This is a genomic window from Microbacterium sp. CFSPD4_SD4, from assembly GCF_057364585.1.
On record NZ_JBNFOC010000001.1, the window covers coordinates 21,857 to 43,621 of the forward strand.

Annotated in this window: 17 protein-coding genes and 1 pseudogene; 15 read left to right on the top strand and 3 right to left on the bottom strand. The window is 71.1% G+C overall.

Annotation, left to right across the window (positions count from 1 at the left end):
* Positions 1-23 precede the first annotated feature (23 nt).
* The 6 genes and pseudogenes from AC2W7E_RS00100 to AC2W7E_RS00125 all read left to right on the top strand — a co-directional run bounded on the left by AC2W7E_RS00100 (position 24) and on the right by AC2W7E_RS00125 (position 8,126).
* Entirely contained in the window at positions 24-1,064 is a 1,041-nt protein-coding gene (locus AC2W7E_RS00100; protein WP_085607287.1) for an LOG family protein, read from the top strand.
* A gap of 189 nt (positions 1,065-1,253) precedes the next feature.
* Positions 1,254-2,237, top strand: coding sequence for a transcription termination factor NusA (gene nusA / locus AC2W7E_RS00105; protein WP_025103177.1), 984 nt, complete (start codon positions 1,254-1,256; stop codon positions 2,235-2,237).
* Positions 2,238-2,332: 95 nt separating this feature from the next.
* Entirely contained in the window at positions 2,333-2,554 is a 222-nt protein-coding gene (locus AC2W7E_RS00110) for a YlxR family protein (protein WP_378870568.1), read from the top strand.
* A gap of 94 nt (positions 2,555-2,648) precedes the next feature.
* Positions 2,649-5,380: pseudogene (gene infB, locus AC2W7E_RS00115) on the top strand (translation initiation factor IF-2).
* Positions 5,381-5,485: 105 nt separating this feature from the next.
* Positions 5,486-5,914 carry a 30S ribosome-binding factor RbfA gene (rbfA, locus tag AC2W7E_RS00120; RefSeq protein ID WP_025103179.1) on the top strand — a complete coding sequence of 143 codons (429 nt, stop codon included), beginning with the start codon at positions 5,486-5,488 and terminating at the stop codon, positions 5,912-5,914.
* 106 nt (positions 5,915-6,020) lie between these two features.
* The gene (locus AC2W7E_RS00125; protein WP_485988318.1) at positions 6,021-8,126 is read left to right on the top strand and encodes a helix-turn-helix transcriptional regulator; all 2,106 of its coding nucleotides are present in this window, start codon (positions 6,021-6,023) and stop codon (positions 8,124-8,126) included.
* A gap of 4 nt (positions 8,127-8,130) precedes the next feature.
* On the opposite strand, the gene AC2W7E_RS00130 is transcribed toward AC2W7E_RS00125, so the two are convergent.
* Positions 8,131-9,027 carry an HhH-GPD family protein gene (locus tag AC2W7E_RS00130; protein ID WP_396654568.1) on the bottom strand — a complete coding sequence of 299 codons (897 nt, stop codon included), beginning with the start codon at positions 9,025-9,027 and terminating at the stop codon, positions 8,131-8,133.
* A 52-nt stretch (positions 9,028-9,079) separates the two neighbouring features.
* Here AC2W7E_RS00130 and truB point away from each other — a divergent pair, with 52 nt between their 5' ends.
* The 6 genes from truB to AC2W7E_RS00160 all read left to right on the top strand — a co-directional run bounded on the left by truB (position 9,080) and on the right by AC2W7E_RS00160 (position 15,356).
* Positions 9,080-9,973, top strand: a complete 894-nt coding sequence (truB, locus tag AC2W7E_RS00135) for a tRNA pseudouridine(55) synthase TruB (RefSeq protein WP_485988319.1) — start codon at positions 9,080-9,082, stop codon at positions 9,971-9,973.
* Positions 9,970-10,338, top strand: coding sequence for a hypothetical protein (locus tag AC2W7E_RS00140; protein WP_126893052.1), 369 nt, complete (start codon positions 9,970-9,972; stop codon positions 10,336-10,338). Before truB ends, AC2W7E_RS00140 begins: the two co-directional genes overlap by 4 nt.
* 55 nt (positions 10,339-10,393) lie before the next feature.
* Positions 10,394-10,831 (top strand): hypothetical protein, encoded by a 438-nt coding sequence (locus AC2W7E_RS00145; protein WP_485988320.1) that lies wholly within the window; start codon positions 10,394-10,396, stop codon positions 10,829-10,831.
* Positions 10,828-11,778, top strand: a complete 951-nt coding sequence (locus tag AC2W7E_RS00150) for a bifunctional riboflavin kinase/FAD synthetase (RefSeq protein WP_485988321.1) — start codon at positions 10,828-10,830, stop codon at positions 11,776-11,778. Before AC2W7E_RS00145 ends, AC2W7E_RS00150 begins: the two co-directional genes overlap by 4 nt.
* Before the next feature lie 201 nt (positions 11,779-11,979).
* The gene (locus tag AC2W7E_RS00155; protein ID WP_062766558.1) at positions 11,980-14,124 is read left to right on the top strand and encodes a DEAD/DEAH box helicase; all 2,145 of its coding nucleotides are present in this window, start codon (positions 11,980-11,982) and stop codon (positions 14,122-14,124) included.
* A gap of 203 nt (positions 14,125-14,327) precedes the next feature.
* Positions 14,328-15,356, top strand: a complete 1,029-nt coding sequence (locus tag AC2W7E_RS00160) for a 6-phosphofructokinase (RefSeq protein WP_025103187.1) — start codon at positions 14,328-14,330, stop codon at positions 15,354-15,356.
* 232 nt (positions 15,357-15,588) lie between these two features.
* Here the strand turns inward: AC2W7E_RS00160 and AC2W7E_RS00165 are convergent, their stop codons facing one another.
* Both AC2W7E_RS00165 and AC2W7E_RS00170 read right to left on the bottom strand, forming a co-directional pair.
* Complete coding sequence (locus AC2W7E_RS00165) at positions 15,589-16,305, bottom strand: endonuclease domain-containing protein (RefSeq protein ID WP_485988322.1); 717 nt, start codon at positions 16,303-16,305, stop codon at positions 15,589-15,591.
* Between the two features lie 522 nt (positions 16,306-16,827).
* On the bottom strand, positions 16,828-18,921 hold the full coding sequence (locus AC2W7E_RS00170) for a S9 family peptidase (RefSeq protein ID WP_315107206.1): 2,094 nt from the start codon (positions 18,919-18,921) through the stop codon (positions 16,828-16,830).
* A 154-nt stretch (positions 18,922-19,075) separates the two neighbouring features.
* Here AC2W7E_RS00170 and AC2W7E_RS00175 point away from each other — a divergent pair, with 154 nt between their 5' ends.
* From AC2W7E_RS00175 to AC2W7E_RS00185, 3 genes are read left to right on the top strand one after another with little or no spacing between them, the layout of a single operon-like run.
* Positions 19,076-20,440: an inorganic phosphate transporter gene (locus AC2W7E_RS00175; protein WP_315107204.1), complete on the top strand. Its 1,365-nt coding sequence runs from the start codon at positions 19,076-19,078 to the stop codon at positions 20,438-20,440.
* Positions 20,437-20,772: a hypothetical protein gene (locus AC2W7E_RS00180; RefSeq protein ID WP_025103191.1), complete on the top strand. Its 336-nt coding sequence runs from the start codon at positions 20,437-20,439 to the stop codon at positions 20,770-20,772. The genes AC2W7E_RS00175 and AC2W7E_RS00180 overlap by 4 nt, the downstream gene beginning before the upstream one ends.
* 51 nt (positions 20,773-20,823) lie before the next feature.
* On the top strand, positions 20,824-21,753 hold the full coding sequence (locus AC2W7E_RS00185; RefSeq protein ID WP_315107201.1) for a phosphodiesterase: 930 nt from the start codon (positions 20,824-20,826) through the stop codon (positions 21,751-21,753).
* Positions 21,754-21,765: the final 12 nt, after the last annotated feature.

A 21,765-nucleotide genomic window follows, 5' to 3' on the forward strand; every position in this document is an offset into this window, starting at 1 on the left:
AGGCCGCGTGGGACGCTGGGGGCATGACCGAGGAACCGCTGCCGGCCGCTCTGAGCGACGAGATCAACCATGTGCTGGACGAAGCGGGGGTGTCCTCGGACCGCCGGCTCGTGATGCGGATGCTCCGCACGGCGCTGCTCCTCGGTGAGGACGACACCGACCGCCTCGACCTCAAGATCGCCTCCGCCGCCCTGGCCGAGATGCGCGACGCGTTCCGCCTCTTCGCCCCGTTCCGCGGCGTGCCGAAGGTGACGGTGTTCGGCTCCGCGCGCACCCTCCACGACGACCCGCTGTACCTGCAGGCGCGCGATGTCGCGGCAGCGCTCGCGAACGACGGCTGGATGGTCGTCACGGGCGCGGGCCCCGGGATCATGCAGGCCGCCGCCGAGGGGGCGGGGCCGGCGCTGTCGCTCGGCGTCTCCATCCGGCTCCCCTTCGAGGAGAAGGCGAACAGTCTCGTCGCGGGAAGCGATCAGGTCGTCGCGATGAAATACTTCTTCACGCGCAAGCTCATGCTCATCAAGGAGTCGAGCGGATTCATCTGCCTGCCTGGGGGCTTCGGCACGCTCGACGAGATGTTCGAGCTGCTCACCCTGCAGCAGACCGGGAAGGCCGAGCCGACGCCGATCGTGCTGCTCGACGAGAAGGGCGGATCGTTCTGGCAGGGCATGCGGCGCTTCGTCGACGAGCACCTCGCCCCGATGGGGGTGATCTCCCCGGGGGACTTCGATCGCGTCGTCATCACCGACTCGGTCGAGGAGGCCCGCGCCGAGATCACCGGGTTCTGGCGCAACTACGACTCGCTGCGGTGGGTCGGGGACACGCTCGTGCTGCGGCTCAAGGCCGAGCCGACGGACGCCGAGATCGAGGAGCTCAACACCGCCTTCGCCGCACTCCTGTCGACCGGGCGGATCGAGCGCACGGCCCCCCGGTCCCCGGAGGTCGCCGACGACGACCGCCTCGACCTCCCGCGCCTCGCCCTGCACCTGGATCAGCGTCAGGTGGGTAACCTCTTCCGTCTGATCGGCGCGCTCAACACCCTCCCGTCCGCGCCGAAGGCCTGACCAGGCGCCGGACTCCACGACGGAACAGGCCGCCGCGCGGAGGCAGGCCGGTTCCGGCAAGGGCGCCTGCTGTCGCGCGACGGCCTGTGCCGGCGAAGGCCGGATGGCCCGGGCGCGCGGCACACGGTATCGTTGTACGGATGTCGCGCGTGCATTCGGGCGCGACGAGAGCTGAATAGGGAGGCCGTCATGGACATCGAACTGAGTCTGCTGCGAGGGATCGAGAAGGAGAAGGCGATCCCGTTCGACGAGCTCGTCTCGATCATCGAGCAGGCGATCCTGACCGCGTACTCCAAGCACGTCTCGCCCGACGGCGCGACGCCGGAGGGCGTCCGCGTGCACCTCGACCGCAAGACCGGCCACGTCGCCGTCCTCCAGGTCGTCCGCGACGACGAGGGTGCGATCATCGGCGAGGAGGAGGCGACGCCGGACGACTTCGGGCGCATCGCCGCATTCGCCGCCAAGCAGGTCATCAGCCAGCGCCTCCGGGACATCGCGGACGACGCCGTCCTCGGCGAGTTCAAGGGCAAAGAGGGCGACATCGTCGCCGGCGTGATCCAGCAGGGGCCGAACCCGCGCATGATCCACGTCGACCTCGGCTCCGTCGAGGCCATCCTCCCGCCCGAGGAGCAGGTGCCCGGCGAGGAGTACACGCACGGGTCCCGGCTGCGCGTGTACGTCACCAGCGTCGCCAAGGGGCTCAAGGGTCCGCAGATCACCGTCTCGCGCACGCACCCGGGCCTGGTCCGCAAGCTGTTCGCGCTCGAGGTGCCCGAGATCGCGGCCGGCCTGGTCGAGATCGTCGCGCTGGCCCGCGAGGCCGGGCACCGCACCAAGATCGCGGTGAAGGCGAACGACCCGGCCATCAACGCCAAGGGCGCGTGCATCGGCGAGATGGGGCGCCGGGTGCGGGCCGTCACAGAGGAGCTGGCGGGGGAGAAGATCGACATCGTCGACTACGACGCCGACCTGCCCACGTTCGTGGCGCACGCGCTGTCGCCGGCGAAGGTCACGAGCTCGTTCGTCCTCGACGCGAGCACCAAGGCCGTCCGCGCCCTCGTGCCGGACTACCAGCTGTCGCTCGCCATCGGCAAGGAGGGGCAGAACGCGCGTCTGGCCGCCAAGCTCACCGGCGCCAAGATCGACATCCAGCCGGACAGCGTCCTCGACTGATCCCTGTCCGTCCTCGACGCCACGCCCGGTGGCGGCGAGGACGGACGGAACGCAGGTGTAAGATGGAACCCGTACGAACGTGCGTCGGTTGCCGCATGCGTGCTCCCCGCTCCACTCTGCTCAGGGTGGTTGCCCAGAACGACACCCTCATCCCCGATGAGCGTGCTGTCCTGCCGGGGCGTGGCGCGTGGGTGCATCCGACACCCGAGTGCATGGAAGCCGCTCTGCGGCGTCGAGCTTTCGGAAGAGCACTGCGTGTGACCACTCAGCTGGACACACGGATCTTCGAACAGCACCCACCAAGAAACAAAGGCTGAACAGCTATGGAAACAAAGTGAACGGCTCGAAATGAGACCCGTCCGCGACTAGTGGTCTGCCCTGTCTGGGCAGACCGACCCAGACAGGAGAATTGTGGCTGGTAAACCACGCGTACATGAGATCGCCGCCGAACTCGGCGTCGACAGCAAGGTCGCACTTGCGAAGCTCAAGGAACTCGGCGAGTTCGTGAAGAGCCCGTCCTCGACGGTCGAGCCCCCGGTGGCGCGCAAGCTGCGCGCCGCGATCGAGGCCGACCCGTCCCTGAAGGCGGCCTCCGAGCCCGCTGCGGCGAAGCCCGCCGCGAAGCCGGCACCGAAGTCCTCGGCGCCCACCCCCGGTCCGAAGCCCGGCCCCAAGCCGGGTCCTGCAGCTCCGGCCGCACCCGCCCCGAGCCCGGCGCCCGCCCCCGCGGCGGAGAAGGCTCCGGCGCCGTCGGCGCCCGCGAAGCCGTCGGCTCCGGCCCCGGCCGCACCGTCCTCCGGTGACGCAACGCCCCGAAGCCCGGCGCGCCCCGCCCCGGCAACAACCCGTTCTCGTCCGCACAGGGCATGGGCCAGCGTCCCGCGGGTCCCCGTCCCGGCAACAACCCCTTCGCCTCGGCGCAGGGGATGGGCCAGCGCCCGACCCCCGGCAACATCCCGCGTCCGCAGGCGCCCCGTCCCGGTGCTCCGCGCCCGGGTGCCCCGCGTCCCGGCTCGCCGCGACCCGGCGCACCTCGTGGTGGCCAGGGCGGTCGTCCCGGTGCTCCGTTCCAGCAGCGTACGGGCGGCCCCGGTCGTCCCGGCGGCGGTGGCGGTCCCGGTGCGGGTCCCCGTCCCGGCGGCGGCTTCGCCGGTCGTCCCGGTGGTGGCGGTCGTGGCCGTGGTCCCGGCGGCGGTACGGCCGGTGCCTTCGGCAAGGGCGGCGGCAAGAGCAAGCAGCGCAAGTCGCGGCGGGCGAAGCGGCAAGAGTTCGAGATGCGGAGCGCCCCGGTCGTCGGTGGCGTCAACGTCACCCGTGGCAACGGCGAGACGATCCGCATGCGTCGCGGTGCCTCCATCGCGGACTTCGCCGACAAGATCGAGGCCCTGACCGGCTACACCGTGCAGCCGGGCACCCTCGTCACGATCCTCTTCAACCTCGGCGAGATGGCCACGGCCACCGAGTCGCTGGATGAGGCCACGTTCGAGGTCCTCGGTGAGGAGCTGGGCTACAAGGTCCAGATGGTCTCGCCCGAGGACGAGGACAAGGAGCTCCTCGAGGGCTTCGGTCTCGACCTCGAGAAGGAGCTGGAGGAGGAGAGCGAGGACGACCTCGAGATCCGTCCCCCGGTCGTCACCGTCATGGGTCACGTCGACCACGGTAAGACGCGCCTCCTCGACGCGATCCGCCAGACCAACGTCATCGAGGGTGAGGCCGGCGGCATCACCCAGCACATCGGTGCCTACCAGGTCTGGACCGAGCACGAGGGCATCGAGCGGGCGATCACGTTCATCGACACCCCCGGTCACGAGGCGTTCACCGCCATGCGTGCCCGTGGTGCGCAGGTCACCGACCTCGCGATCCTCGTGGTCGCGGCCGACGACGGCATCATGCCGCAGACGGTCGAGGCGCTGAACCACGCTCAGGCGGCCAACGTGCCGATCGTGGTCGCGGTGAACAAGGTCGACAAGCCCGAGGCCAATCCGGCCAAGGTGCGTCAGCAGCTCACCGAGTACGGTCTGGTGGCTGAGGAGTACGGCGGCGACGTCATGTTCGTCGACGTCTCGGCCCGTGCCAACACCGGCATCCAGGAGCTCCTGGACGCGGTGCTGCTCACGGCGGACGCCGGTCTCGACCTGACCGCCAACCCGAACAAGGCCGCTCGCGGTGTCGCCATCGAGGCGAAGCTCGACAAGGGCCGCGGTTCGGTCGCGACGGTGCTGATTCAGTCCGGAACCCTCCGGGTCGGCGACGCGATCGTGGCGGGCACCGCCTACGGCCGTGTCCGCGCGATGATCGACGAGAACGGCGAGATCGTCGAGGCGGCCGCGCCGTCCCGTCCGGTCCAGGTGCAGGGTCTGAACTCCGTGCCCCGCGCCGGCGACGTCTTCATCGTCACCGAGGAAGACCGCATGGCGCGTCAGATCGCGGAGAAGCGCGAAGCCGTCGAGCGCAACGCCCAGCTGGCCAAGGCCCGCAAGCGCATCTCGCTCGAGGACTTCACCCGTGCTCTCGAAGAGGGCAAGGTCGAGTCGCTCAACCTCATCATCAAGGGTGACGTCTCCGGTGCCGTCGAGGCTCTGGAGGAGTCGCTCCTCAAGATCGAGGTGGACGACTCGGTGCAGCTGCGCATCATCCACCGCGGTGTCGGTGCGATCACCGAGTCCGACGTGAACCTGGCGACGATCGACAACGCGATCATCGTGGGCTTCAACGTCCGCCCCGACACGAAGGCGCGCGAGCGTGCTCAGCGTGAGGGCGTGGACATCCGTTTCTACTCCGTCATCTACAACGCGATCGACGAGATCGAGAGCTCGCTCAAGGGCATGCTCAAGCCGGAGTACGAAGAGGTCCAGTCGGGTGTCGCCGAGATCCGCGAGGTGTTCCGCTCCTCGAAGTTCGGCAACATCGCCGGTGTCATCGTGCGGTCCGGGACGATCACGCGCAACGCGAAGGCCCGCGTCATCCGCGATGGCGTCGTCATCGCCGATGGCCTCGCCATCGAGTCGCTGCGCCGGTTCAAGGACGACGTCACCGAGGTGCGGACGGACTACGAGGCCGGTATCGGCCTCGGCAAGTACAACGACATCCAGGTCGGCGACGAGATCGAGACGACCGAGATGGTGGAGAAGCCGCGCGGCTGATCCGCACGACTGCGGCGGCTGCCTCCTCCTCCCGTGACGGGGGAGGAGGCAGCCGCCTCCGCGATTCGCTGGGAACCGCGATGCACAGAGGTGGGAGAAGGAACAATGGCTGGTGAACGACAGGCCCGACTCGCGGATCGCATCCGCGTGATCCTCGCCGAGCGCTTGGAGAAGGGGCTGCGCGACCCGCGTCTCGGCTTCGTGACCATCACCGACGTCCGCGTGAGCGGCGATCTGCAGCACGCGTCCGTGTTCTACACGGTGCTCGGCACGGAAGAGGAGCGCCTCGCCAGCGGTGCCGCGCTCACGTCCGCGACCGGCATGCTGCGCAGCGAGGTCGGTCGACAGCTCAGCACTCGACTCGTCCCCACGCTCGAGTTCATCCCGGACGCGCTCCCGGAGAACGCCGACCACATCACCGCTCTGCTGCGCGAGGCGCAGGAGCGCGACGCGGAGGTGGCCAAGCTGGCCTCGTCCGCGACCCACGCCGGCGAGGCCGACCCCTACCGGTCGGACGACGACGACGAGGACTGATCCCGTCTGATACCCTCAGGTCCGCGGCGGGACAACCGGTGGATCTGGGGGGATCGACATTCAGGCGACGAGCACGCCCGCGGGCCCCTTCGTCGCGCCTGTCGTCGTGGAGCCGCTGCTGGATGAGCTTCGACGGCGGGATCTGTGCTGCGCGCCGCACGTGGCGGCGCAGCTGGCCGCCGCGCTGCCTGACGATGCCGAGGCCGTGCTCGCCGTCGCGGCCCGCCTCACACCGGAGCAGCGCCGCGGATCGAGTCGGATGCCGTGGCCGCTGCCGTCCGCGGCGGTCCATGCCGGCATCCGCGGGCTGGCGAGCGCCGACCGACTGCTCCTGCTCACGGTGGTGCTGGCACTCGAGGAGGAGCTGGATCCGATCCTCGCGGCCGACGGACGCCGCGTGGAGGAGATACGGGCCAGCGCCGCTGCGCCGCATCTGACGATCCACGCGGGCTCGATCCGGCTCACCGACCCGCGCGTGGCCGCGGAGGTGTACGCGGCTGCGTCGGCGGCGGAGGTCGCGCGCGTGCACACCCGGCTGGCTGACGCCGCGGTCGCACGCGGCGACCGGAGTGGCGAGGCGTGGCATCGCGCGCGATCGTGCGCCGCGCGGGATCGTCGGGCCGCAGCGGTCCTGACAGCGCGGGCCCGCGTCGCGGCCGACGCGGGGCTCACCGAGCGCGTGCTGCTCCTGGCCGGTGAGGCCGCCGCGCACGCGACCGGCGTCGTCGGCGAGGAGGCCAGGGTGCTCGCCGGCTGCGCGGCGCTCGCCTGCGGCTACGCCGCGGATGCCGAGGCCTGGCTGAGCGGTCTCTTCCCGGGCGCCGCGGAGCATCGACGGGCACGGGCGCTCGGCCCCTACCTCGCCGCCCGCACCCTTCGGCGCGGCCTCGTTCCCGCCGTCGATCCGCGGCGGCTCGCCTCCGGCTCCGCGGCCGACGCCACGGCATGGGCGCGATCCGCGGCGCTCGTCGCGATCCTGTGCGCGGAACGTCGCGACCGCGGGGCCGAGTGGCGCTGGCTCGCCCAGGTCCGCGGAGCCTCCCACGCGGGGACGGACCGTGCGCTGCGCGATGCCGTGGTGGGGGTGTGCGCTCTCCTCGCCGGCGACGTCATGCCGGCGAGCGGGACCGCGGGGCTCGGTGGGCTCGGCGGCGTAGCGGCGGCGCTGCAGACGGCATGCGCGGGCGACATCGACGAGGGCCTGCGGATGCTGCGCACGGGAGGACTTCCCGGAGCGGAGCGCGATCCGGTGTTCCCCGGCTTCGAGAGCAGCCCGGTGGTGCGGGCCTACCGCGCCGTCACCGAGGTGCTGCTCCTCGTCTGGCGGGGAGACATCGGTCCGGCCAGGGAACTGCTCCGGCACGCGGCGGTCGAACTCCCCGTCGCGATCCCGTTCGCCGGTCTCGGTGTCGTCCTGGCGCGGCGGCTCGACCTGGCGGTGCTCGGCGCCCTGGGCCCGATCGCGCGTGCGCTCACCGACGTCCTCCCTCCCGCCGCCGAGACGGACGTGCTGGTCGATCGCGCCGTCGAGGCCTTTCTGGACGGTTCTTTCGAGGTGGCCGTCGGCGCCATGGGGCTGTGGCGGGACCGCGGAGCCCCGCAGCCGCTGTTCGCGGTGCCGGGCGTCGACGAGGTCGTACTCTGGTCGCCGGGGGGATACCGGCCGGGGACCGTGCGCCCGCTGGAGAGCGAGATCGCCGCGGCGCTGCGGCGGGCGGTCGTCGGTTCCGCCGGCCCCACATGGCGCTCGGACCAGGAGGAGCTGCGGGTGGCGGCGAGCCGGCTTCGGTCTCCGTTCGCCCGCGGGCGGGTCGAGGCCCTCCTCGGGGTCCGATCCGGTCTGCACGGAGACGTGGTCTCGGCACGCGGGCACCTCGCGCGGGCCGAGCGGCTGTTCGAGGTCGCCGGAGCGCGGGCCTGGGAGCGCGCGGTGCGACGACGGCGGGAACGGCTCGAGGCGTCCGGGACCACGGCGGACGGGACGGCGGCCCTGCCCGCCTGCCGGAGCGCCTGGGCTCAGCGACTGACGCCCCGGGAACTCGAGGTGGCGATGCTCGCGGTCGGCGGGACGGCGAACCGCGCGATCGCGGAGCGGCTGTCGGTCTCGGTCCGCACGGTCGAGGTGCACCTCGGACGCGCGTTCGCGAAGCTGCATGTCCGCAGCCGCGTCGAACTGACCGTGCTGGCCCACCGCACCGAACAGCTCCTCTGAGCGCTCACCGTGGCAGGGAGAGGCCCTCCCCGTCGGCTTCCGCGAGCCCGTCGGCGATGAGGGAGTCGATCGCACGGTCCCGCTGACGCACGTCGGGCCAGTCCGGGAGGACGGCGGTGAGCGGGACCGCGGCGGGGGCGGCGGCGCGCAGGAGCCGGAGCACGGCGCCGCGGGCCTGGCGGTCCGAACCCTCGTACGCAGCCTGTCGTCGTCGCTCATCCCCGGTGTCGGGTCGGCCGGCCGCGAGCCACGCACACCCGTCAGCCAGCGGGCAGCGGTCGCATCGGGGCGCACGGGACGTGCAGATCGTCGCGCCGAGCTCCATCGCCGCGGCGTTGAGCACGGCGGCCTCTGCAGGGTCCGCGGGTAGCAGCGCCGCCATGAGCGCGAGGTCGCGGCGGGACGGGGACCCCGGTTGCGCTCGTCCCTCGACCGCCCTGGCGAGCACGCGCCGGGTGTTGGTGTCGACGACGGGATGACGGTCGCCGTACGCGAACACGGCCACGGCACGGGCGGTGTAGTCGCCGATCCCGGAGAGGGCGAGGAGGGCGTCGACGTCACGCGGCACGACGCCGCCGTGGCGTTCGACCACCTCGACGGCCGCACGGTGCAGCCACAGGGCGCGCCGCGGATAGCCGAGGTTCGCCCATTGCTGCACGACGTCCGCCGGAGACGCGGCCGCCATCGCGCGGGGTGTGGGCCACCGCGTCAGCCACGCGTCGAGGTGCGGGATCACGCGGGTCACGGGCGTCTGCTGCAGCATGAACTCGCTCACCAGCACGCCCCAGGCGCCGAAGGCGGCGTGGAACTCCGGCCGGCGCCACGGCAGATCGCGCGCCTCCTCGGCGTACCAGCCGTGCAGGGGCGTCATCGTCGCAGGAGACGGTGCGGGCGCGGCCATCCCTCCAGCCTAGGCGAGCGGTCGCCGCTCCCGGCCTCGGTAGGCTGGAGGGATGGCGACCCCCGGCATCCTCCTCGTCGACAAGCCCGGCGGGCTGACCAGTCACGACGTGGTCGCCCGCACCAGACGGGCCTTCGGGACCCGCAAGGTAGGCCACGCCGGGACTCTCGACCCGATGGCCACCGGACTGCTCGTCATCGGCATCGAGGGCGCGACCCGCCTCCTCACCTACATCGTGGGCGCGGACAAGACGTACGAGGCGACCATCCGGCTCGGATCCGTCACCTCCACGGATGACGCGGAGGGCGAGACCCTCCACCGCGCGGATGAGAGCGCCCTCGCGGCGATCGAGGAGGCGGCGATCGATGCCGGAGTGGCCGCGCTGACGGGCGCGATCTCCCAGGTCCCGAGTGCGGTGTCGGCGATCAAGGTCGACGGCCGCCGCGCCTACGACCGCGTCCGTGCGGGGGAGGAGGTGGTCCTCCCGGCGCGAGACGTCGTCGTGTCCCGGTTCGACGTCGTCGCGCGTCGCCGCGACGACCACGCGATCGATCTCGATGTCGTCGTGGACTGCTCGTCCGGAACCTACATCCGCTCGCTGGCCCGCGACCTGGGCGCCGCGCTCGGCGTCGGCGGCCACCTGACCGCCCTCCGCCGCACCCGCGTCGGCCCGTTCGACGTGCGCGACGCCGTGGCGATCGACGCCCTCGACGGGGCTCCGATGCTCACCCCCGGTCAGGCGGCCGGCCGCGTGCTCCCCGCCCTCCCCGTCACAGCGGAGGAGGCGCGGGACCTGCGACACGGCAAACGTCTCGCGGGGCAGGCGGTGCGCCTGGACGGACCGCTCGCGGCGGCCGTCGAAGACGACGGCACGCTCGTGGGGATCGTCGAGAAGCGCGGTGCCGATGTGAAGAGCGCCATGAACATGCCGGAGGTCTCCCGATGATCCTGTGGTTCACGATCGTGCAGATCGTCGTCGCCGTCGCCGCCGGGCTCTTCTGCCTCGGCGCCGGGTTCGCCGGCCGTCGCCCCAGCGACTTCTCCGTCGGCGCGCTCGCTCTCGTCGAGGTGCTGCTCGTCGCGCAGATCGTCGTCGCCATCGTGGCGCCCCTCGCCGGGAACCCGCCGACCGGGGATCTGCTGGAGTTCTGGGTGTACCTCGTCTCGGCGGCCCTGCTTCCGATCGGGGCCGTGCTCTGGGCGCTGATGGAACGCAGCCGGTGGAGCACCGTCGTGCTCGGCGTGGCCGCGCTCGCGATCGCGATCATGCTCTGGCGCATGCAGGTCATCTGGACCGTGCAGGTCGCCTGAGGAGCACCCGGAGCGGACGCCGGGCAGCTCGCCCGGCTCTAGGATGGAATGCGCTATGAGCTCCACCGCCCCCTCCACTCGGATGACCGGTATCGGTCGTGTCCTGGTGATCGTCTACGCCGTGATGGCGCTGGCGGCCACCGGGCGCAGCTTCGTGCAGATCGTCCGGCGATTCGACGAGGCCCCGTTGGCCTACAGCCTCTCGGCGCTGGCCGCGATCGTGTACGTCCTGGCGACGCTCGCGCTCGTCTTCGCGCGTCGTCGCGGCTGGTACACCGTCGCGTGGGTGGCGATCGTCTTCGAACTCACCGGTGTCCTGGTCGTCGGCGTGCTCAGCCTCGTCCTCCCCGAGCTCTTCCAGCACGAGACCGTATGGTCGCTGTTCGGGCGCGGCTACCTCTTCATCCCCCTCGTCCTCCCGATCTTCGGGATCTGGTGGCTGCGCACGCACCGGCCCGTCGAGACCGCGCGTCCGGTCGAGGTCGCCGCGTGATCGTGTTCCGGAATCCGGACGAGGTGCCGGAGGACTTCGGGCCCAGCGCCGTCGCCATCGGCAAGTTCGACGGCGTGCACGAGGGGCACCGCGCCGTCATCCGCCGCCTGGAGGTGGCGGCCGCGGCCTCGGGGAGCCGTGCCGTCGCGGTCACGTTCGACCGCAACCCCCTCGCCGTGATCCGTCCCGACCGGTGTCCCGAGAACGTCGTGACCGTCGACCGCAAGCTGGAGCTCCTCGGCGAGCTCGGACTCGACGCGACGCTGGTGCTGACGTTCGACGAGACGCTCGCCGCCCGGAGCGCGGAGGACTTCGTCGTCGACATCCTCGTCGGCGCGCTGCACGTGTCCACGGTGCTCGTCGGCGCCGACTTCCGCTTCGGACACCGGGGCGCCGGCACCCCCGAGCTGCTGCGGGAGCTCGGCCCCCGGTACGGGTTCACGGTCGAGGTCGTCGACGACGTCTACCTTCCGGGGTCGAGCCGCCGGGTCTCGTCGAGCTGGATCCGCGAGCTGCTGATGGCGGGGGACGTCGCCGAGGCGGCCCGCGCCCTCGGGCGGTATCCCGACGTGCGCGGCGTCGTCGTCCACGGGCTGAAGCGCGGACGCGAGCTCGGGTTCCCGACCGCCAACCTCTCCACGATCATCGACGCGTTCGTCCCCGCCGACGGCGTCTACGCCGGCTGGCTCGTCGACCACGACACCGGCATCCGGCACCCGTCGGCGATCTCGGTGGGCACGAACCCCACCTTCGACGACGTGCTCGTCCGTCAGGTCGAGGCGCACGTGCTGGGGGAGACCGGGCTCGATCTCTACGGTCACGACGTGACGGTGGAGTTCGTGCAGCGGCTGCGCGGCATGGTCGCGTTCGAGGGCATCGAGAAGCTGATGACGCAGATGGCCGCCGACGTCGCACAGGCCGCGGCCATCCTGGACGTGTCCGCGTAACACGACGGCGCCGTGCTCCCGCGGCCAGTGCCAGGGATGACATAGAATAGGGTCAGGCTCCCACCGGTCCCGCACGTATCGCGTGCTCCGGCGGGAACACCGATCCACAGTCCGCACGGTCCTGGCTCACGCCACACGCGGACGACGAGAACGGCTCACGGCTCCCTGAGGGCGCCGGAGCCCTTCAGGCTCAGGAGGAGCATGCCGACCACGGCAACCGCCGCCCCGCGGCGCAAGAAGACGTCCCGTCGCGATGACGAGGCACCCCTCATCCCGATCCTCGCGCGCAAGGTGCGCGAGATCGAGGCGAAGTCCCAGCGGGGGAAGCTGGGTCCCACGAATCGCACGAAGTTCCAGGTGATCGCTTTCCTGGTGCGCGAGGAGCGCGCCAGGGTGAAGGCCGACACGGAGATCACCGACGCGGCCCGCGCCGAGCTGCTCAAGCGGCTCGACGGTGTCGCGACGATCCTCGCGAAGACGGCCGCGCGGGACACCTCCCTCATCCAGCTGCTCGAGGCCGACCAGGCCACCTCGCCGGTCGCCAAGCGGATGCGGCGCGACTGGCTGCTCGAGTCGGGGGCCGAGCTCCCGCCGGAGGAGCTCATCATCGCTGACCCCGCGCCCGTGCAGGTGTCGGTGGTCCCCGCGGCCATCGCCGAGCGTCAGGTCACCCCGCCCTCGGTGGAGGCCCGTCAGCTGGCCAACCCGTTCCTCGCGCCCGACCTGACCCCGCGTCCGGCCAGCACGCCCCGCCGCCGCCTCGACGGCTGGGAGCTCATGGGGCCGCTGTACAAGGCCTTCGAGACCGGCGCGGGCGGTGCGGCGGCGTCGATGGAGCTTCCGCCGGCCCCGGAGTTCGATCACATCTCGCCCAAGGGCCGCGAGATCATGGTGCACCAGTCCCGTTTCCTCGAGGCTGTGCGCGCCGGACACCGCAGCTTCCTGCTCGCCGACGAGCCGGGCCTCGGCAAGACGGCGCAGTCGGTGCTCGCGGCCTCCGTCGCCGGCGCCTATCCGCTGCTCGTCGTGGTGCCCAACGTCGTGAAGATGAACTGGGCGCGCGAGGTCGAGCGGTGGACGCCGCAGCGTCGTGCCACGGTCATCCAGGGCGACGGCGACGACATCGACGCCTTCGCCGACGTGTTCATCGTCAACTACGAGATCCTCGACCGTCACATGTCCTGGCTCGCGTCGATCGGCCTGCGCGGCATGGTCGTCGACGAGGCGCACTTCATCAAGAACCTCTCGTCGCAGCGTTCGCAGAACGTGCTCTCGCTCGCGGCGCAGGTGCGCGAGCGCACGCCGGGGCACGATCCGCTCATGCTCGCCCTCACCGGCACTCCGCTCATCAACGACGTCGAGGACTTCGACGCCATCTGGCGTTTCCTCGGCTGGACGAACGGCGAGAAGCCCGGACCGGAGCTCATGGAGAAGCTCGACGCGACGGGGCTCACGCCCGCGGACAAGGCCTTCTACCCGGAGGCCCGCGACGCGGTGATCTCGATGGGGATCGTGCGACGGAAGAAGAAGGACGTCGCCGCCGACCTCCCCGACAAGCTGGTCGCCGATCTGCCGGTGCAGCTCGACGACGAGTTCGGTCGCAGCATCCGCCAGGCCGAGCGCGAGCTGGGGGAGCGCCTGGCCGCCCGCTACCGCCGCATCATCGAGGCACGCGGCGACCGCGGTCTCGCGCCCGGAGAGATCGACGACGACATCGTCCGGCTCGTGGCGCAGAACGAGCTCGAGGAGTCGAAGGCCGCCGGCACCGGGGGAGACAACGTCTTCACCATGGTGCGCCGCATCGGTCAGGCGAAGGCCCTCCTCGCGGCCGACTACGCCGCACAGCTGCAGCGGTCGGTCGGCAAGGTCGTGTTCTTCGCGAAGCACATCGACGTCATGGATCAGGCGGAGGCGCACTTCGCCTCCGCGGGCATCCGCGCGGTGTCCATCCGCGGCGACCAGACGAACACGGCGCGGCAGCAGGCCATCGACGATTTCAACGGCGACCCCGAGGTCGGCATCGCGGTGTGCTCGCTCACGGCGGCCGGCGTCGGACTCAACCTGCAGGCGGCCTCGAACGTCGTCCTCGCGGAGCTGTCGTGGACCGCTGCCGAGCAGACGCAGGCCATCGACCGCGTGCACCGCATCGGCCAGGACGAGCCGGTCACCGCCTGGCGGATCATCGCCGCGCACACGATCGACACGAAGATCGCCGAGCTCATCGACCAGAAGCAGGGCCTCGCGGCCCGCGCTCTGGACGGCGAGGCGACGGAGGAGACGGCGAGCGAGTCGGTGCAGCTGGCGGCGCTCACGCACCTTCTGCGCGAGGCCCTGGGCGGGCGCTGAGACGTCGTCAAGAACACAGGTTCTTAACGGCGATTCCAGGGCCTCATCCTGCCGGGACGCGAAGTTCGGCGTGATCGCTCCTCGCGGCCGTCAAGATCCCCGGTTTTCGACGCGCTCGAATGGCACGCGAGGGGGCGGCGCGCTAGTGTCGATCGCAGGCACTGTCGCCGCACCCCCATCCCTCGACCTCCGAAGGCAGCAGCATGAAGATCGGCATCCTGACGAGCGGCGGCGACTGCCCCGGACTCAACGCGGTCATCCGCGGCATCGTGCTCAAGGGCACCACGACCTACGACCTGGAGTTCGTCGGCATCCGCGACGGATGGCGCGGCGTCGTCGAGGGCGACTTCATGCCCCTGACGCGGCATGAGGTGAAGGGTCTGTCCAAGGTGGGCGGCACGATCCTCGGCACCAGCCGCACCAACCCCTACGAGGGGGAGCGCGGAGGTGCCGACAACATCGCGAAGACCCTCTACGGGCACAAGATCGACGGCATCGTCGCGATCGGCGGCGAAGGCACCCTCGCGGCGGCGGACCGTCTCGCCAAGGACGGCATCAAGGTGCTCGGCGTTCCGAAGACGATCGACAACGACCTCCGGGCCACGGACTACTCGTTCGGCTTCGACACCGCCGTGAACATCGCCACGGACGCCATGGACCGGCTCCGGACCACGGGCGACTCCCACCAGCGTTGCATGGTCGCCGAGGTCATGGGTCGTCACGTCGGCTGGATCGCCCTGCACGCCGGAATGGCCGCGGGTGCGCACGTCATCTGCATCCCCGAGGTGCCGATGTCGCTGGACGAGATCACCGCGCTCGTCACGAGCGCCCACGATCGCGGTCGCGCGCCGCTCGTCGTCGTCTCCGAGGGCTTCAAGCTCGCCGGCATGGACGAGGCCTACAGCGACAAGGGCCTGGACGCGTTCAACCGTCCGCGGCTCGGTGGCATCGGCGATCTGCTCGCCCCCGAGATCGAGCGGATCACGGGCATCGAGACGCGGGCCACGATCCTCGGCCACATCCAGCGTGGCGGCTCGCCGTCGGCCTTCGACCGCGTCCTCGCGACCCGGCTCGGCCTGCACGCCGCGGATGCCATCGTGGACGGCGCCTGGGGGCAGATGGTCGCGATGCAGGGGACGGACATCGTCCGCGTCCCGTTCGCCGACGCTCTGGGCGAGCTCAACACCGTGCCCCGCTACCGCTACGACGAGGCCGCCGCCCTCTTCGGCTGACCGCCGGCTTCAGGCTCTCGCGCGGCTTCAGGCGTCCTGCTGTCTTCCCTGCCTGTTCTCCCGCGAGTGCCTGTGTCCGCGTGGCCGCCTGTTCTTTCGGCCTCGCGCCCTGTCAGGCTCTCGCGCGGCTTCAGGCGTCCTGCTGTCTTCTTGCCTGTTCTCCCGCGAGTTCCTGTGTCCGCGTGGCCGCCTGTTCTTTCGGCCTCGCGCCCTGTCAGGCTCTCGCGCGGCTTCAGGCGTCCTGCTGTCTTTCGTGCCTGTTCTCGCGCGAGTGCCTGAGCTTGTGGTCGGTCTGCTCCGCGCGGGCCGTCGCGCGACGGCGTGCGCGATGCAGCCCCTGCGCGAGCGCGGACAGGACGGTGTCCTCCACGTGAGTGTCATCGACCATGACCTGGTGGTAATCGAAGCGCAGGACGGTATACCCGCGGAGCGCGAGCCTCGCGTCCGCCGCGAGGTCTCGCCGCCGGTCGCCGGCGGCGCTGTGGTGGCGGAAGCCGTCGATCTGAATGGCGAGCCGTTCGCCTATGACACCGTCGAGCGGATGGCCGTCCACCCACACCTGCTGTCGCACGTCGATGCCGATCGCGCGCATCCGTTCGACGAAGACCGTCTCGGGGCCGGAGTCCGACCGGCCGCGGACGATTCGAGCGAGGCGGTCAGCGGCGTGGCACCGCCACCGCACCCGCGGGAGCGTATCCAGCTCCACCGCCCCGTGGCGGATGGCGGACTCCCAGATCGCACGGGCCTCGACGGGCGGCCGGCATCGCGCGACCTGGAAGAGGACATTCAGGACGGGATCGACCGCCGCGCGCGGATGCGCCGGCACAGGCCCCTGGGCGCAATGCACCTGGACGCCGCCGCGGTCGAACCGAGAAGCGGTCCGGGGGAGGGCGACGTGCACGTCCGTGGCCCCGATGTCCCACCATCCGGCGAGAGCCGCAGCGCTCACACAGGTGACTCTCCCGCCGACCGAAGCAGCCGCCCGGCGCCGTGGATCGACATCGGGGAGGAGGAGCCACGACCGGCGCACACGCTCGAGCGTGCCTTCCTGCACCGCACGACGCATCTGGTACTCGGTGAAACCCGCCTCACGTGCGCGCGACGAATGCGCGGAGCCTCCCTGCTCTCGAACCCAGCTCTCGACCCTCGTGCGTCTCACCTCTCCACCCTGAGCGCTCGCGCAGCACTCTCCATCGCAGCACTCGGGATGGGGAGATCGTTCGCGAAATCCTGGCCCTGTGCAGGATCAGTCGTCGCGTGTGGTCACCACAGGCGTCCGCGCGAGATCAGGCAGCAAGAGCCTCTTGCGCCTGATGCCGCGCGAGCGCTGATGCCGCGCGGTAGCCTGAGCCCGCGTCGGACACGGGAGTGCAGGCTTCCGCGCGAGATCAGGCCTGGAGAGCCACTCGCGCCTGATGCCGCGCGAATGCCTGATGCCGCGCGCGCCTGATGCCGGGCGTGACCGTTGCCGTCAGGCGAGGTGGAGGGTGTCCAGGAGCCAGGCGAGCTCGAACGCCCGCTCGCGCCAGGAGTTGTACCGCCCGCTCACGCCCCCGTGCCCCGCGACCATCTCGCACTTGAGCAGCACGTCCTTCGCGCCGGCCTCCCGCAGCCGGGCGACCCACTTGGCGGGCTCCACGTAGAGCACGCGGGTGTCGTTCAGCGAGGTCACCGCGAGGATCCGCGGGTACTCCACGCCGTCGCGCACGTTCTCGTACGGCGTGTACGACTTCATGTACGCGTACACCTCCGGGTCGTGCAGCGGGTCGCCCCACTCGTCCCACTCGATCACCGTGAGGGGGAGCGAGGGGTCGAGGATCGTGGTCAACGCGTCGACGAACGGCACCCCCGCGAGGATCCCGGCGAACAGCTCCGGGGCGAGGTTGGCGACCGCGCCCATCAGCAGACCGCCCGCGCTGCCGCCCTCCGCGACGAGCTGGGCCGGGGTCGTGGTGCCCTCGTCGACGAGGTGCCGGGCGCAGGCGACGAAGTCCGTGAAGGTGTTCCGCTTGTGCAGGAGCTTGCCCTCTTCGTACCACTGCCGGCCCATCTCGCCGCCGCCACGCACATGCGCCACGGCGAAGACGACTCCGCGGTCCAGCTCCGAGAGTCGGGCGACGGAGAAGCCCGGGTCGATGGAGTGCTCGTACGAGCCGTAGCCGTAGAGGTGGACGGGCCGGGGCGTCGCGCCGGGCTCTCCGAAGGAGCGCTTCCAGACGAGGGAGATCGGCACGCGCGTGCCGTCCTCCGCGGTGGCCCATTCCCGCCGCTGTCCATAGTCGGCGGGGTCGTAGTCGCCGAGCACCGTCACCTGCTTGCGGAGGACGAGTTCGCGCGTCGCGAGGTCGAGTTCGTAGACCGTGCCTGGGGTGACGAACGACGTGTAGCCGAGGCGCAGGAAGGGGGAGTGCCACTCCGGGTTGCCGCTGACGCCCGCCGAGTAGAGGGGCTCGTCGAACTGCAGCTCCTCCACGGCGTCCGTCGAGTAGTCCAGGAGCCCGACGCGCTCGAGGCCCTCGCTGCGGTACTCCACCGTGGCGAAGTCGCGGAACGCATCCACTCCGAGCAGCCGTCGTCCCGGCTGATGCGCGACGACGACGCGGCGCTCGCCCTGCGGGTCGTCCGCCGCCACGGAGACGAGCTCGAAGTCCAGGGCGTCGTCGTTGTGCAGGATGAGCAGGCGGTCCTCGCCGTCCACGACCGCGTGCTCGAGCGAGTACTCCACGCCCTCCCGCCGCGGCCATACCGGACGTGGCTCCGCGGTGATGTCACCGGTCAGGTCGACGAGGTACTCCTCGCTCGTGATGCTGGAGCCCACGCCGATCACGAGGTAGCGACGGCTGCGCGTGATCCCGGCGCCGAGCCAGAACTTCTCGTCGGGCTCGTGGAAGAGCTGGATGTCGTCCGACACCGGGGTCCCGAGCCGGTGCAGCCACAGGGTGTCGGGGCGCCAGGCGTCGTCGCGCGTCGTGTAGAGGATGCCGGTGCCGTCGGGGGTGAAGAACGCGCTGCCGGTGTCCGGGATCTCGTCGGCGAGCGTGACGCCCGTCTCCAGGTCGCGGACGCGCACGGTGTAGAGCTCGTCGCCCTCGAAGTCCGTCGACCACAGCAGCTTCGTCGCGTCGTCGGAGGTGTCGAACGCGCCGAGGGAGAAGAACTCGTGCCCCTCCGCCTCGGCGTTGCCGTCCAGCAGCACCACCTCTCCGGGGACGGGCACCCCCGGCTCGAGACGCGGCGGCGTCCAGTCGCCCTCGACGGCGGCGGCCCGGCAGTGGATGCCGTACTGCGCGCCTTCCTCGGTGCGGCTGTAGTACCACCAGTCTCCGCGTCGCGTCGGCACGGAGAGATCCGTCTCCTGCACGCGGCCCTTGATCTCCTGGAACAGCGTCTCGCGGAGCGCCGCCAGATGCGCCGTCTCCGCCTCGGTGTGCGCGTTCTCGGCCTCCAGGTGCGCGATGACCTCGGGGGAGTCCTTGGCACGCAGCCACTCGTACGGGTCGTCGACCGTGTCGCCGTGGTGCGTGCGGAGGGTGGAACGGCGGGCGGCGATCGGGGCGTCAGTCACCGTCCCACGCTATCCCAGGTCGAGTTGACCGGCGCGGGGGACGGTGGCAGGATTTACCGGGGCCGGTAAACGGAAGTCAAACCCACGGTGAACTCTTCGTTCGTCACGTCGATCCCGTCGACATCTCCCTCTTCCTCAAGACCGAAAGCGAACGGTGGAAACCGCAGCCCTCATCGTCGTGCTCGTCATCGCGCTGGCACTCTTCTTCGATTTCACGAACGGGTTTCACGACACCGCGAACGCGATGGCCACGCCCATCGCGACCGGGGCGCTCAAGCCCAAGACCGCGGTGCTCCTGGCCGCTCTCCTCAACCTCGTCGGCGCCTTCCTGTCGACCGAGGTGTCCAAGACCATCTCCGGCGGCATCATCCAGGAGGATGCGATCCTCGCCGCGGGGGCGGAGCTGTTCCTCTCGCTGATCTTCGCCGGACTCATCGGCGCGATCACCTGGAACATGCTGACCTGGCTGCTCGGCCTGCCGTCCAGCTCGTCCCACGCCCTCTTCGGCGGTCTGATCGGCGCGACGCTCGTGGGAGCCGGCCTCGGCGGCATCGACTTCGGCGCCGTGCTGTCGAAGATCGTCCTCCCCGCTCTCATCGCCCCGATCACCGCCGGCATCATCGCCTTCGTGGCGACGAAGATCGCCTACTCGATCACCCGGCGCTATGACGGCAAGCCCGACGGGCGCGACGGCTTCCGCTGGGGTCAGATCTTCACGTCGTCCCTGGTCGCGCTCGCCCACGGCACCAACGACGCACAGAAGACGATGGGCGTCATCACCCTCGCGATGATCACGATCGGCTGGCAGTCCGGTGCGCACCACGAGCCCGAGCTCTGGGTCATCGTCGCCTGTGCGTTCACGATCGCCCTCGGCACGTATCTCGGCGGCTGGCGCATCATCCGCACGCTGGGCAAGGGCCTGACCGACGTCAAGCCGGCTCAGGGCTTCGCGGCCGAGAGCTCGACGGCGGCGACGATCCTCGCCTCCAGCGCCCTCGGCTTCGCCCTCTCCACCACGCAGGTGGCCTCGGGATCGGTCATCGGATCGGGTCTCGGTCGCCGCGGCTCGACGGTCCGCTGGCGGACGGCCGGTCGCATCGGCGTCGGCTGGCTGCTGACCCTGCCCGCGGCCGGTGGGGTCGGCGCCCTGGCGGCGCTGCTCGTCGTCTGGCTCGGTCCCTGGGGTGTGGCCATCGATGCCGTGCTCGCCGTGGTGATCATCCTCGGGCTGTACATGCGTTCCCGGCGCAACGCCGTCACGCCCGCCAACGCCATGAGCGACGTCGCCGAGTCCCACCTCGCGGTCGAGGTCCCCGAGACACCGCCGCCCACGCGTCGCCAGCAGCGCATCGCTCAGGCCAAGGCGGAGGCGAAGGCCCGCGCCGAGGCCAAGGAGAAGGCGAAGGCCGAGGCCAAGGACAAGGCGAAGAAGAAGGCCAAGGCCAAGGCCGACGCGAAGGCCGCGAAGACCGGCAGCGTCTCCTCGTCCGACGCCTCGCAGAACGGGGACTCGGCATGAACGTCACGATCGACTGGATCGCCTTCCTGCAGGTGTTCGCCGCCGCGCTCATCGGCGCCGCCGCCATCGTCACCTTCTACGCCCTGGGCCTGCGTCTGCTCGTACGCAGCGGCCGGGCGCCCGTGGTGAGCCCGGCGGAGTTCACCGACGCCATCACGGTGATCTCCGAGAAGGAGCTCAAGCGGGCCGCCAAGCAGGCGGCGAAGGCGGCGAGGAAGAGCCCGCTCACCGAGGGGCAGAAGACCCTCGCCCTCGTGGGAGCCTACGGCTGCTTCGTGCTCTGCGGGGCCGCGGTCATCGCCGGCATCCTGCTCATCGTCGTCGGCCACTGAGCCTCCGGCGCGCCAGGGACGGGCGTCGGCACCCGCCCCTAGGCTGAGGGCATGTCCGCAACCAACGGAACGCCCCCGGTCTTCGGCCGATACGCCCCCGCGTCCCATGTCCTGATCCATGTCAGCGACCCGCACTTCCTGGCCGGAGGCGCCGCGCTGGGGGGACGGTACGACGTCGAGCACACGTTCGCGCGGACGCTCGAGGCGATCCGCGCCGTGCATCCCGCTCCCGCCGCCATCGTGATCACCGGGGACCTCGCCGACCTCGGCGAGCCGGATGCGTACCGCCGGCTGCGTGCGGCGATCGAGCCGGTCGCCGTCGAACTGGGCGCTCCCGTGGTCTGGGTCGCGGGCAACCATGACGAGCGCCCGGCGCTCCGCGAGGCGCTCCTGGACGGCGAGCCCACCGAAGAGCCGGTCACCGGGGTGTGGGATCTCGACGGGCTGCGGCTCGTGGCCCTCGACACGAGCGTCCCGGGATGGCACCACGGCGACCTCGACCCGGCGCAGCTCGCGTGGTTGGCCGACGTCCTCGCGGAGCCCGCGCCGCACGGGACGATCCTGGCGATGCACCATCCGCCGCTGCCCAGCCACCTGCCGCTGTTCGACATCCTCGAGCTCCGTCATCAGGACGAGCTCGCCGCCGTCATCCGCGGCACCGACGTCCGCGGCATCCTCGCCGGCCACCTGCACTACTCCTCACACGGTCTGTTCGCCGGCGTCCCGGTGAGCGTCGCGTCCGCGACCTGCTACACCATGAACGTCGCCCGTCCGGCGGCGGAGGTGAACGGCATGGACGCCGCCCAGGCGTTCCAGCTCGTGCACGTGCGGCCGGAGACCCTCACGCACACGGTCGTCCCCGTGGTCGACGCGCCGACCGACGACTACTTCTCGGAGGAGTGGATCGCGCGGATGGCGGCGCTGACCCCGGAGGAGCGCCTGGAGGCGTTCTCCCGGAAAACCGCGCAGGGACCGGCGTAGACTGGTCGCATC